This window comes from Cyclobacterium sp. L-R (genome assembly GCF_056859355.1).
Map to the genome: position 1 here is coordinate 96,586 of NZ_JBSXOH010000060.1, position 12,617 is coordinate 109,202.

At 37.4% G+C, this 12,617-nt stretch carries 11 protein-coding genes; 6 read left to right on the forward strand and 5 right to left on the reverse strand.

Features of this window, described 5'->3' with window-relative positions:
* The first annotated feature begins 83 nt into the window (after window positions 1-83).
* The 4 genes from AC13EX_RS08230 to AC13EX_RS08245 all read left to right on the forward strand — a co-directional run bounded on the left by AC13EX_RS08230 (window position 84) and on the right by AC13EX_RS08245 (window position 6,413).
* Complete coding sequence (locus AC13EX_RS08230; RefSeq protein ID WP_048640243.1) at window positions 84-1,328, forward strand: ROK family protein; 1,245 nt, start codon at window positions 84-86, stop codon at window positions 1,326-1,328.
* Between the two features lie 24 nt (window positions 1,329-1,352).
* Window positions 1,353-3,680 carry a glucosamine-6-phosphate isomerase gene (locus AC13EX_RS08235; protein WP_482892282.1) on the forward strand — a complete coding sequence of 776 codons (2,328 nt, stop codon included), beginning with the start codon at window positions 1,353-1,355 and terminating at the stop codon, window positions 3,678-3,680.
* A 155-nt stretch (window positions 3,681-3,835) separates the two neighbouring features.
* Entirely contained in the window at window positions 3,836-4,735 is a 900-nt protein-coding gene (locus tag AC13EX_RS08240) for an ROK family protein (RefSeq protein ID WP_482892283.1), read from the forward strand.
* Window positions 4,736-5,024: 289 nt separating this feature from the next.
* Window positions 5,025-6,413 carry a vanadium-dependent haloperoxidase gene (locus AC13EX_RS08245; RefSeq protein ID WP_482892284.1) on the forward strand — a complete coding sequence of 463 codons (1,389 nt, stop codon included), beginning with the start codon at window positions 5,025-5,027 and terminating at the stop codon, window positions 6,411-6,413.
* A gap of 1 nt (window position 6,414) precedes the next feature.
* Here the strand turns inward: AC13EX_RS08245 and AC13EX_RS08250 are convergent, their stop codons facing one another.
* Window positions 6,415-6,984 (reverse strand): DUF1349 domain-containing protein, encoded by a 570-nt coding sequence (locus tag AC13EX_RS08250; protein WP_482892285.1) that lies wholly within the window; start codon window positions 6,982-6,984, stop codon window positions 6,415-6,417.
* Between the two features lie 237 nt (window positions 6,985-7,221).
* Between AC13EX_RS08250 and AC13EX_RS08255 the strand changes: the two genes are divergently transcribed.
* Window positions 7,222-7,419 carry a hypothetical protein gene (locus AC13EX_RS08255; protein WP_482892286.1) on the forward strand — a complete coding sequence of 66 codons (198 nt, stop codon included), beginning with the start codon at window positions 7,222-7,224 and terminating at the stop codon, window positions 7,417-7,419.
* 80 nt (window positions 7,420-7,499) lie between these two features.
* Here the strand turns inward: AC13EX_RS08255 and AC13EX_RS08260 are convergent, their stop codons facing one another.
* From AC13EX_RS08260 to AC13EX_RS08275, 4 genes are all read right to left on the reverse strand, one after another.
* Complete coding sequence (locus AC13EX_RS08260; RefSeq protein ID WP_482892287.1) at window positions 7,500-8,546, reverse strand: hypothetical protein; 1,047 nt, start codon at window positions 8,544-8,546, stop codon at window positions 7,500-7,502.
* Window positions 8,547-8,990: 444 nt separating this feature from the next.
* Window positions 8,991-9,719, reverse strand: coding sequence for a sulfotransferase-like domain-containing protein (locus AC13EX_RS08265; protein ID WP_482892288.1), 729 nt, complete (start codon window positions 9,717-9,719; stop codon window positions 8,991-8,993).
* 2 nt (window positions 9,720-9,721) lie between these two features.
* On the reverse strand, window positions 9,722-10,633 hold the full coding sequence (locus tag AC13EX_RS08270; RefSeq protein WP_482892289.1) for an aminotransferase class IV: 912 nt from the start codon (window positions 10,631-10,633) through the stop codon (window positions 9,722-9,724).
* A 57-nt stretch (window positions 10,634-10,690) separates the two neighbouring features.
* Complete coding sequence (locus AC13EX_RS08275; RefSeq protein WP_482892290.1) at window positions 10,691-11,656, reverse strand: Kelch repeat-containing protein; 966 nt, start codon at window positions 11,654-11,656, stop codon at window positions 10,691-10,693.
* 276 nt (window positions 11,657-11,932) lie between these two features.
* Here AC13EX_RS08275 and AC13EX_RS08280 point away from each other — a divergent pair, with 276 nt between their 5' ends.
* Complete coding sequence (locus tag AC13EX_RS08280; RefSeq protein ID WP_482892291.1) at window positions 11,933-12,607, forward strand: carboxypeptidase-like regulatory domain-containing protein; 675 nt, start codon at window positions 11,933-11,935, stop codon at window positions 12,605-12,607.
* Window positions 12,608-12,617 lie beyond the last annotated feature (10 nt).

Sequence of the window (12,617 nt, forward strand, 5' to 3'; positions counted from 1 at the left end):
ACCTATTTGAAAAATAAAATTTTTTTTAAATAAGTTACCCTAATTAATTAAAATTTTTATTATTTTGCATCAAAATTTATCTCATGAATTTAATCGACCCAAAAATAGTACTTGACAAAAAGGAAGGTGTAGTTGAAATCAAGAACTATATTAACAAGCTTAAAATTGTAAAAGAGTTATACACTCTTGGAAACAATACTGCCAGTAATATTTGCAATCTGGTTGGTATTAGTTTACCTACAGTTAACCTCTTGTTGACAGACTTATTGGAGGAGCAGATTATAATAAAAGAAGGCAGGGGACAATCTCAGGGAGGTCGAAAACCAGACCTGTACGGACTAGCCCCGGGCTCCTTCTATATTTTGGGAATTGATTTGAATAGATTTGGGGCAAAGGCCGCCATTTACAACACAAAGAATGAAAAGGTTAGTAAGATTGAATCAATTAAATTATCCTTAAATAATGAATTGGAAACACTGGATGCTATCTATGATTTCTCTATGAAAATCATTCATTCTTCTGGGATTCCTGAGGAAAAAGTCATTGCAGTTGGCATAAGTATGCCTGGGCTGGTGGATAGTGTTTCAGGTGTAAACCACACCTATCTAAAATCTGGCAAAAAGACGCTCAAGGATCAATTGGAGGATAAATTTGGCAGAAAAGTTTTTATAGAAAATGATGCTAGAGCTAAAACACTGGCAGAGTTTAAATTTGCCAATAAAGGCACAAACAAAAATGTGATGGGCATTTTTGTTGATTGGGGAATAGGCTTAGGCATAATTATAGACGAAAAACTCTATAGAGGCTATTCAGGGTTTGCTGGAGAATTTAGCCATTCCCCTTTATTTGATGCAAAAGAGATTAGCTGCACTTGTGGCAAAAGAGGATGTTTGGAGGCGGTGGCTTCAGGCGGAGCAGTAGTCCGCTTGGCTAAGGATGCTATATTATTGGATAAAGACTCAATTCTAGCCAAACTTGCAGACGGTAAAGAGGAAAACCTTGAGCCTTCCACAGTAGTAGAGGCAGCAATTGCAGGAGACCAGAGAGCCATAAGTATATTGTCGGATGTAGGTTTAGATTTGGGTAGAGGTATTGCCATTTTGATACAATTATTAAACCCTGAATTAATTATTTTAGGAGGGGCAATAGCTGAAGCCAAACAGTACATAACTACGCCAATTCAACAGGCATTGAATATATACAGTATGGCGAAATTAAGAGAGAAAACCTCGATAGAACTTTCTCAATTAGGAATGGAAGTAGGCCTTAAAGGGGCTATTGCCATCGTTAATGAGCATATTTTTGAGGACACAATAAATTCACAATAGATTAAACAAATTAGATACAAGCATATGTTAGCGAATTACCCACTTTCGAAGACTGAAGAAGCTTTCTTTAGAGATTCTGATATTGAAAAAATCACAACAAAAATTCCTTATCTAGCAGTTGATAATTTTCCTAAGTTAGGTTTGCTTACAGCTTGCCGATTCTTGGAATGGGTTTCAACAAACCCTGAAGGGGTAATCAGCTTACCTACTGGTAAAACTCCAGAATATTTCATCAAGTGGACAAAATTTCTTCTTGAGAATTGGGAGGGTAAAAAAGGCCTTGAAATTAGAGAAAAATATGGTTTAATCGACTGTGCCAAGCCAGTATTAAATGGCCTTCATTTTGTACAGATAGATGAGTTTTATCCTATTTCATCAACGCAAAAAAACAGCTTCTACCATTATGTAAACAAGTTTTACATTGAAGGTCTAGGCTTGGATCCTAAAAAAGCGTTGCTTATAAACTCTGATGATATAATCCTCGCAGAAGGCAAAAGCTATAAAGAGATCTTTCCTGATTCAAAAGTAGATTTATCCCTAAGGTTTAGAGAGTATAAAACACCTCAAGAAAAATTGCAACAGGAATCCATCTACTTGATCGATCAATGGTGTGGCAATTACGAAGCAAAAATCCGTGAAAAAGGTGGAATAGGTTTCTTCCTAGGAGGAATCGGCCCTGATGGTCATATTGCTTTCAACACAAGAGGATCAGATATTTTTTCTACAACCAGACTTACAGAAACAAACTTTGAAACCCAAGCTGTTGCAGCAGGTGACCTAGGAGGTATTGAAATCTCTGCCAATCGCCTCGTTATTACAATTGGCTTGGACACTATCGTTCATAACCCTGATGCTGTCGCTATTATTATAGCTGCTGGTGAAGCCAAAGCAGGTATAGTAAAACAATCATTGGAACATTCAATGACCAATGTTTATCCAGCCACAGTACTACAAAAATTAAAGAACGGTAGATTTTATATCACCAAAGGTGCTGGCTCCAAATTAACTGACAGTGCAGATCAGTATTACTTCACAGGTGAATGGAACGACACAAAGACCGAACGTTCTGTATTGGATCTTTGTAAGAAGTTGCAGAAATATGGCCATCGTATCACACTGGAAGACCTTAGGAATGACAAGTACACCAGTCAAATCCCTGATTTGAATGAACATACTGTAAAGAATGTCATCAAAAGTATCAGTGCGAAGATCGACAAGGGTATGGAAGAGGAGAAAAATGAAGTCTTCCTTCATACCGGACCTCACCATGATGATATCTCTTTAGGGATATTGCCACAAATCACTAAGCAATTACATGAGAACAGCAATGATGCTCACTTTGCGGTACTTACCTCTGGATTTACAGCTGTAACCAACACCTTTGTAATTGATACGCTTAGAAGTACCAAGAGATTCTTGGACAATGGAAGAATTCAAATGGTTAAATTTGAAGATTTCTATGCCTCAGGTTACAAGTTGAAAATGGACAAAGATGTGTACCATTACTTGACAAATGTAGCCTCTGACAATGCTGAAGAAAGACTTAGAGGACTATGTCACCGATTGGTGAGAGCCATTGTCTTCACCTTCGGTATCAAGTCTACAATGCAGTTAAGAGAGCAAATTAATGAAATCATCACTGTTCTTAAAAACTCCTATGATGGAGAAAAGAATCCAAAAAATATCCAGACCCTAAAAGGGATGATCAGGGAATTTGAGGAAGAACTTGTATGGGCTCACTTTGGTGTTCAAGTTAAAAATGTTCACCACCTAAGACTAGGATTCTATACAGGCGATATTTTCACAGAGCAACCAGACAAGAAAAGAGACGTAGAACCTATCCTCAATATGCTAAGGGAAATCAAACCTACGAAACTTAGTTTGACATTAGACCCTGAAGGCAGTGGCCCTGATACGCATTATAAAGTATTACAAGCAACTGCTGAAGCGGTAAGACAATGGAGCTTAGAAGAAGACCTCAGTAATTTTAAAATTATAGGCTATAGGAACGTATGGTTTAAGTTCGATGCTGCTGAATCTAACGTTATTGTACCAGTTTCTTTGGGAGACATGTCAGTAATGGAAGATTCCTTCTCAAACTGTTATATGAGCCAGGTAAATGCTTCCTTCCCTAGCTACGCACACAATGGTAAGTTCAGTACCCTAGCCAAAAAGACTTGGGTAGACCAACTTAGTGATGTGCAGCTTCTTCTTGGTAAAAATTATTTCTACCAACATCAGTCAGCGAAAGTCCGCTCAAGCCATGGTCTGATATTTTTCAGAGAAATGGAAGTGGAGGACTTCCTTGTTGAAGCCAGGGAGTTAGAAAAATCTACAGAAGGTATGCTCTAACCCAAAAAGATTACTTATCAGATTCGCCTGTAGAAAATAATATAGGCGAATCTGGTATTTCATTAGGCTTTAGTTTGGCCAAGGGTCTAAATTACAAGACACCTTGATTGGATACATTATAATTAATCGGGTATATCCTGAAATTTGGGAGTAAAATGAAAATTAACAATATGGTTCTTGGATTAGATATTGGAGGTACAAAAATTAGTTCAGGATTATTTAGAGATTGTGAATTGACCGATAGCATGGAGATAAAAACTCCAGCAAATTCTCCAAAAGAAGAGATACTTGAGACCATTTCTAAACAAATAGAAGCTTATAAACACTATAATTTAAAAGCTATAGGAATAGGTATTCCTGGACTAGTAGATCCCATACACGGGATAATTTATAATTTGGCCAATATACCATCGTTCCATAATGTTAATCTAAAAAAATATTTGGAAGAAAGATTCGGCATCCCAGTAGCCGTCAATAACGATGCGAATTGCTTTGCCTTAGGAGAATATAAATTTGGGGCAGCTAGAATACACAAGCATGTGGTCGGCATTACACTTGGTACAGGCATTGGTACAGGTATTATAGCCAATGGTCATCTATACACTGGAAGACTCTGTGGTGCTGGAGAATGGGGAGCAATCCCTTACCTAGATGGTACTTTTGAAGACTATTGCGGAAGTAAATTTTTCAAGGAAAGATACAAAACAAGTGCAAAAAAGCTTTCTGTTAGAGCCAGTGAAGGTGATCAGGAGGCAATTGAAATTTTTTACGAATTCGGAAAACACATAGGAGAACTGATTTACCGACTATTGCTCACATTTGCTCCAGAGGCGATTGTGATTGGTGGTTCAATTAGAAAAGCATTCCCCTACTTTGAAAAGGGAGTTCAAGAAGTTATTGATGCATTCCCTTACCTACCGATTTCCGGAAACTTAAAACTCTACGTTTCTTCATCAAATGATTCAGCCATTTTAGGAGCCATTTCTTTAGTCGAAGAAAACGAATATTTGGTAAATAATGAAGCAACCATAAAAATCTCCAACCCTTTGGTCTAATCATTGGCTTTGATATCCCTTCATAATAAAAACTTGTTAGTAGTTTTGACAAAGTTTTTTTGTTTATCTTTTCACAAAGTGAATTGAAACAAATGGCAAGCGTGATTATTTAAGTAATGCCTTTCCTACACGCCTTTTCTCATTATAAACTACCAAATTACCATAAGCCCCAACAACAGCTCTATTTATACTTTGGGTTAGGGTATTTCAAGTCATTGTAGATTATTTATTACATATTTCGGGTTTATAGTATTTTTGAATACATTTATAGACCCAATTATTTCCCAGTATGTCTATAGGTAAATTTTATTTAATCACTACTTTCCTATTCGCAACAATTACGAATAATCTTTTTGCTCAAGTCAATACTTCTAAAGTCGACATCTCTGAAGTGGAAGTTTTTGCAAGAGACAAGATGATTGAACACCTGTTTTCCATAACAGATATAATGGTTACAGATGTCACTAGCCCTCCTGGAGCCGCTAGATTTTATGCTTATTCCCTTTTAGGAGCTTACCTCGTTTATGGAGTTAATGAATCGCCCCTTCTACAACAGCTTCAGCATCCAATACCTAAACCAGATCCAACTCTACTCCCAGATAGAAAAGGAATAAATTTAGCTTTTACAAGTACCTACGCCATGTTGGAAGTTGGGAAAAACATAATGCCTTCTGGTAAAAAACTAACAGCTGCACAGGAAACCTTGGTGCGTGAGTATAGCAAAAAGAAACTCATCAAGAAAAAGGCTTTAAAACAAAGTATTGACTATGCAAAAAAAGTTGCAGCAGTTGTATTGAATTACGCCAAGGAGGATGGTTACAGCCGCCTTAGCACCCTCAAACGATATAGCCCAAGTAAAGGCCCTGGTAAATGGTACCCCACTCCTCCTGCCTATTTGGCAGCCATAGACCCGGAGTGGCGAACAATCCGACCCTTCTTTTTGGAAAACTTAGCAACTTATAGACCCTCTGCTCCTGCTGAATATTCTGAAGACAAAAGCAGTTCATTTTTTAGACAATTATTGGAGATTTATGAAGTCACTACACAATTGACCGAAGAGCAAACGCTAATAGCCAATTTCTGGGACTGTAATCCTTTTAATGTCTCTTATAGTGGGCATATGGCTATAGGGCTCAAGAAAATCTCACCAGGCGGCCATTGGATGGGGATTACTGGCATTGCAAGTCAGAAGGCTAGGTTGGATTTTAAAGAAAGCCTTTATATCCATACCCTTGTAGCAATGGGTCTTCATGATGCCTTTATTAGTTGTTGGGATGAAAAGTACAGAAGTGATCGCATAAGACCCCTTACAGCCATCAATGAACTTATTGATGAGACATGGCGCCCCATTTTACAAACCCCACCCTTTCCTGAATACACAAGTGGGCATAGCGTGATTTCTAAAACCTCCGCTGTGTTATTGACTTCTTATTTTGGTGAAAATTTTAATTTTATCGACAACTCAGAAGTATTCTTTGGTCTACCTGAGCGAGAATTCGATTCCTTTCTCAAAGCATCGGATGAAGCAGCCATATCAAGACTATATGGAGGAATTCATTTCAGAGATGCCATAGAGGTAGGCATGCAACAGGGAGAAAAAATTGCCAAATATATCCTAAAAAGAACCCAATCTCATCCAAACCTATTGGGTGGTAAATCCACCGGTCGTTCTAAGTAACCTATTCAGCATTAGCTACTTTAATTTCAAAATGATCAAAAGTGACTTCAAACCCACCCCCCTTTGGAGAAGCAGCCATAAAGCCTATTTTTAATGAAGGTGAAGGAGGAAAATAGGCTTGCCGCAGTAGTTGATAGGTCGAACCATCTAAGCTATAACTTACCTCTACATAATCGTTACCTCTTTTAGCTTTAATAAAGAAAGTCTCCGGCATTCCCTTTATAGGGGCAACTGACCAATCTGAGCATTCTCTGGTAACAACTGCACTGGCTTTTTGAATATCATCTACATATTCTATTCCTGCCTTTATCCAATTTTCCCAATCATGAAAAATCATCAGGCCCGCTTGATCGTATAAATCAGTGTATTTTCCGGAAAATTGAAGCAAAAATTCAAAATTACCCGATTGTTCTGTAAACAAAAAATGACCATTTTCACTTATAAACCCATAATGAGTTTTTCTCCAAAAGTCGGTTTCAGCATCAGTCTTCAAATGCAAAGTCCCATTTTTTTCTGACCATGAATGAGGCGGATTCATCCAATTAAATTCTCTTCCTTCAATATTTATCATAAATGATATGACTTCTAATTTTACATTCAATTTATTCAACAAATACCAATGCTGCTATCAATTTACAAATCGACACCATACCACATCAAAGATCAAAGCTCCTCATCTTCAGAAGTCAAGTTATCCTTAATTGACCTGTCCATTATTAAATCATTTAGGACAGGATTCCACCGAATCGCTAGCCACTAAATATGGCATGGTTTTAGCCATTTTTCTAATACATCAAACAGCAAAGCCATGAATTTAAGCCAATCCTCCGTAAGAAGCTTAGAAAATCCTTATTTTATTTCTGAAAAAGGAGATGAAGTAGATAAGGGCAGCAATCGATCGACTCCAGGAACATCTGGTGATGGTCCTCGCCCACCCAGAGAGGAAGAATATCCAGATGACAACGAAAACAAAGATGAAAAAGTCAAAAAAAAGCACAAGAACTGAGAAAATTCTCAATTCTTGTGCTTTTAATCTTTATTCATGAAACCAAATCCCGTAATTAAATGGGATTAATTTAAATTAATTTAGTTTACATCAATCACCATTTTCCCTAATGAAACCACGATTTTTAATAGCCTGTCATTAATGCCTTTTCTAGCTGAGGCAAATGAATCTTTATTGTAGCAATCTGTGTAATCACTCAGGTGCAAGAAGAGTTTACTTCCTCCATCGGTAAGTTCTACACTTATCTTCAAGCCACTACTATAATCTAGTTGAACCATGTCCATTTGTCTCAATTCCGGTTCGCTTTTTCTTCCTGTAAGTTTGTTGAAAAACAACTGCTTCTTATAATCAGAAATACTTACCAATTCTTCATGCATTGCATCGGAAGGTGGCTTGGTTCTAAACCTATCGAATATTTTCTTGTTTTCACCTTCTGAGGTAATATTGAAAGTTTTCTCTCCGTATAGCTTATACCTAATCTGCAAATCAACATGAAAATCATAAAGGCTTTTCTCTTTTCCTTTTAGATCTTTCACCAAATCTTCAATCAATGAAATCTGTAACTCAATATTTTTGTCCTTATCCAGATCTAAAATAACATGATTTCTTTCATCAAAGGCCAAATAGGCTTCAAATCCCTCTTCAATTTCAAGAATCCTTTCTTTTAGGTCTTCGTATCCTGCATGAGACTCTTTATAGGCCCCATTGTTCTTTGTAACGATTTTGTCAATCTGTTGAGATAGAACTACACCTTTAATCACTATTTTGGTTTTTTCTTCATCCATAGATGGAAAAGAATTTCCGGCTAAAAAAGTATGGGTAAAAATAGCTGCTTGCTGGTGTGCGTTAAACACCAAAAATCTTCCTTCAGCATTTGGGTAGCCAATTATTGTTCGGCTAAGTTCAGAATCAAACCCAAGGACATAATCATAATCTTGTCCCTTGATTTCTTCCAAGGCCGGTAATAAAAACTTATAGTTAAGATTTTCATCAGAGTTTTGCCCAGGAGTATAGAACAAGGTTTCCATTTTACTTTCTGAGACAGATTTTAACCCTTTTGCAGTCTCTGGCAAATAGATTAACCCTTTCGGTGTAATATTTACTTCTACAGGCTGGTCGTTTTCCATTGGTATACGTATTTCAATTTTATAGGATGTACCTAATTTGTGTAAACTATTGATATGCTAACCCAGACGATTCCTTTTTTATCTTTTGAAATCCCAGGCGGAAGGAATAAGTATCAAAATTATGTTTTAATAAACGACAAAGCAAGAAAGCAACCGAACCTTTCTAAAATATTCTTATTTTCACCAATCGCTTCTTCTCTTATTTAATGAATCCTTTAAATAAATCTCCAAATTCTCCATTATCTATACCTCTATGTAGATTGCTTATTATAGTTGAGAGATCAATACCCTCTCCCCAATTATTAAAAAATTCAAAAAAAGTGAAATTTATAACTTTGAATGAGCAGGAATAAAACATGAGAAAACCTAATATTAATTCCTAAAGTAATTTCAGTCCCTCATTTGGCCCGCCCAATTCCTTATCTACTATTTAACTGAAGCCGACTAAAGAGCATGCTTCACAAGATTTTCGTAAATGGGTTGACATTCTTTAAGCAATGGAACCAAATGGTTAGGAAATTCAACCTTCTTTTTCTGGTATGGCTGAAAACCTGTGGATAAATGCACATTTCGGTACCAATACTTTGCCCAAATACCATCTTCTGGAATAGGTCCCTGCTTCCATTTGAGCATCTCTTGCATAAATGGAATTCCTACAACAGTAGATAATTTTCGCAACTGTCCCTCAGGGTCTTGCAAAACCATTTTTGCATCAAGAACGACAAATGGTAATTTTTTAGTTTTAAAATAATCTAACAACTCAATTTGCATGGCGTAACCAATATCTGCCATGCTAGGCTGATCTATCACCTTGGAAAAAGACAAAAGCATTTCTTCCGGACTCCTTGTCAAAATAATATTGGCCCCAGCCTGCATAAATTGCCAATCAAGTTTGATTAAATGATGGCTCATGTTTTTATAAAAGGCTACAGGTTTGGATTGGTCCCCCAACATCCACTCAATTACCTTCCTTCCATCTGTTTCCATATTTGACAAAATCTCATCGGCACCTGGGTGAAAGGGTTTGGCAGATGAGTGGCTTAGATAATGTGCATACAAAGGTTCGTCGGCTACAATGGTATCGTTTCGCTGGGCAAAACTGTACATTAAGGCTGTTGAAATATTCCGTGGGCCAGACCAAAGGAATATCTTTTTATTGTTTTTATCTGCCATGTTTATCTCAATTGTTTGGCTACAAGTCCTTCATAAAACTGGCGTAAATGAGCTGTGGTTGGACCACAAGCTCCAGGTCCAATAGATTTTCCATCAATTTTCACCACAGGAGTTAACCCTCCAAAGGTGCCTGTAACAAACGCCTCATCAGCACCATATACATCAAATAAGGAAAAGTTTTTCTGAAGGCAAACAATACCGTTTTGAGCACAGACTTTTATCACATTCCCTCTAGTGATTCCATTCATACAGTACTCCCCGGTAGAAGTCCATACTTCATTCCCTTTTACCATAAAGAAGTTGGTTGCATTACATGTTGAAACAAAACCATTGATATCTAGCATAAGTGCTTCATCAGCACCAGCTTCTATGGCTTGAATCAACGCTTGAACCTCATGAAGCTTACTATGGCAATTTAATCTGGGATCCAAGTAATCCGGAGAACCTCTGCGAATGGCACTTGTAAAAAGACTGATCCCTTTGTTCTTACTTTCATCAGCTGCTTGTTTATGCTCCGCAATAATCACAACATTTGGCCCGGAAATAGTTAACCTTGGATCCTGAGAGGGTGTTTTTTTAATGCCCCTTGTCACCATAGCCCTAACATGGATATGATCTTTCATTTCGTTTATCTCTAGGGTACTTTTAACATTCTCTATCAGCTCTTCACGGGAAAATGGAAGCGAAATCCCTATAACCTTTGCAGACTGCCAAAGTCTATCCAGGTGCTGGTCTATAAAAATCAGTTTTCCATTGTGTACCCGAAAGGCTTCCCAAACCCCATCTCCGACAAGATAACCACTGTCAAAAACGGATATTTTAGCCTCATCTCTAAGGAAAAACTCCCCATTAATGAAAATTTTGACTTTTTCATTTCTGACATCATCCAATGCCTGATGTGTTCCTTTTACCATACAGTATGAATTAAACTCTCCTCTGAAAGGCGTAAATGCCCTGAATTAAAACGATTATTATTCAACGACTAGTTTTTCTATACTATTCAACTCGGGATTACCTCCTCTATTGCCACAGCCTGCTGCCAGATAGAGGTCATCGTGTATAACCACTGCAGGAAAACCATGTCTTCCTCTATTCAAGTGATTTAGTAATTTCCAACCATTTTCAGGGTGAAAATATTCTACTTCGCTATGCGCTTTAACTTGCACATCACTTTCGCCCCCTATGACCAAAAAACCATCTTTATAAGGAACAGTGGTACTTCCAGCCCGTTCTGTTGGTAAGGGGTGATTTGACAAAGTAGTCCACTCACCTGTTATAAAATCATATACATCCACTTCGGGATAGGTTAGCTCAAAACCATGTCCTTCCTTAGCAAAAGAACGCCTGCCTCCAACGGCATACAACTTGTCGTCTACTACTACTGCTTGAAAATGATCCCTGAGCCTAGGCATTGGAGCCAAAGTTTTCCATTTCCCAGTGGCAGGATCATATTCATCCAAGTAGTCTCTGTTTTCAGCCCAATGCCCATCTTGAGCACCTCCTAATAGGTAGAATTTATCCTTATAAACCACCAATCCGGCAGCTCCTCTTCTTCTTTCTTTTGGTATTTCATGGCTCTTTACCCAAGAATCTCTTAATGGGTTATATATATAGACATTTGCAACAGGAGTCTCGTGTGGGTACCCTCCTGTGAATGCACCGATCACATATATATTATTCTTATATGTCACCGCTTGAAAATGGTGCATTTCAAAAGGCGCATTTCCTAATTTTCTCCAGTCCGCACTGACCGGGTCAAAAACTTCTACAGGCTTTTCTCCCCTACCACCAATTAAATAGAATTTTCCATCGACAGCCGCACCAGAACATTCATGACGTTCTGTACAAGTATTTTGGGGAGTAAGGGTTTCCCAGCTTTGGGCTTGAATGGCCGTTCCAATTATGGCAAGTGCAAGTGTTAAAATAGACTTTAACATAATTTTTATTATGGTTTAAAGGTTGACTTTCCGTTTAATAATTGACTCTTAAAATTACAAATTTAAATCACCCAATGGTAATTCTATAAAAATTAATCCTTAGGTAATAAACGAAATCACCTCAACAACACCTACCAAACAATAAATTTTATCAACCCCACAAAGTGCAACCATCTTATATTTTGTTAAAAATGAGGTTAACGAATGTTAATACCTCACTAAACCTATTTCACCAGCCTATATTTATGACAATTCATTGTCAAACCAATTGTCATTATGCCTATAATTTACCTTGTTTTATTTCTACTCGCAACCTATACGCCCATTCCCGAAAAAGACCCTAAAGAATTTTTCGAACTTCAAGGAAAGCTAATTGATGCTAGTTCAATGCAGCCAATAGCGAATGCAAACATTTTCTGGTCAACACACAAAACCATAAGTAATGAAAAGGGAGATTTTTCAATTCGCGTAAAAGCAGGTATCTCTCTTCAGATTTCACATATAGGCTATGAAAAGACAAGCTACATTGTGGACAGTGTTACAAGTTCTCCAGTTACAATAATTCTTCTTCCTTCAGCTGTAGAATTGGATGAGGTAGTGGTTAGAACCTTACCGAGTGAGCAATCATTTAAGCAACAAGTAATAACTGCGAATCCGGCTTTCCATCTGCAAGAAGAACGCCTGAAAAGTAATGTGAATTTTATAAAAAACATTCACCATTTAAGCTACCATAATGACATGAACAGCTATGACAAACTTTTGTCGGGTCTGAGCGATAAAGGCAGTACCGTTTTATTTTCAAGCAATCCTTCAATGGGAATTCTTGGATTAATCAGAAGATTAAAACAAAAACGTAATCTACCTTCAAAAACAAGGGTGTCAAACCCAAGCCCTAGGCTCCTGTATCCATATATGCGCAAAAAGGAAGGTTATCAAAAATATTTTGAATAAGCCTATACAC